1 protein-coding gene is annotated in these 764 nt (G+C 69.6%); it reads right to left on the bottom strand.

The genetic code is table 11. The features are described 5' to 3' along the window. Positions 1 to 764 (bottom strand): condensation domain-containing protein (locus A5681_RS21535; protein ID WP_156738089.1); only part of this gene is annotated, 764 nt, incomplete at both ends.

The raw sequence follows: 764 nt of genomic DNA, 5'->3' as shown, positions 1-764 counted from the left end.
GCAGGGTCGTGGATGCCGGTGTGGAAGGCCGCCGGGGCGTCGGTGAGCAACACCTGGGTGGTCTCGGCGTCCAGGGTGGCCGTCAGGTGTCCGGCGCTGGTAAAGGTGTCGCTGGGCCGCGGTGGGGGCAGCGCGGCCGGGATGCCGCTGATGTGTCGCCAGGTGTCGGCCTGTGCGGTGACGGCCGGGGTGTGGGCGTGCTCGTCGAGCAGCGCGGCCCACCGCTGGAATGAGGTGCCGGTTTGGGGCAGGGTGATCGGCTGTCCGTGGTGGTACTGGGCCCACGCGATGTTGAAGTCCTCCAACAGGATCCGCCACGACACCGCATCCACGGCCAGATGATGAACGATCACCACCAGCTGGCCGGTAGTGGAAACCCACAGCGCGCTGAGCATCACGCCACCGCCGGGGTCGAGCCGGGACCTGGCCTGGCCGAGGACATCATCGGTCAGCGCGTCGACGGTGTGCAGGCACTGAGCGCCGTCGACCGCCCCGGGCCCGGGAACGGCCAGGGACCGCGCGCTCGTATCGGCCCGTGCCCGCAGCATCGGGTGGCGGTCGAGCAGCGCTTGCAGCACGGCGAGCACCTCGGCGTGCGTTGCGCTCGGCGGTGCGTGCAGGACCATGGTTTGGTTGAACTGGTCGATCGGGCCGTCAATGTCGAACAGCCAGTGCATGATTGGCACGGGCTTGACGGGCCCGATCCCTTCGTCGGTGATCCGTTCATGACCGTCGGTGATGCCAGGGATGCGGGCCAGCCGGGC

It is taken from the genome of Mycobacterium scrofulaceum (assembly GCF_001667885.1).
GTDB lineage: Bacteria > Actinomycetota > Actinomycetes > Mycobacteriales > Mycobacteriaceae > Mycobacterium > Mycobacterium scrofulaceum_C.
The sequence above is the reverse complement of the archived record's forward strand: the minus strand, read 5'-3'. Positions and strand labels throughout refer to the sequence as shown.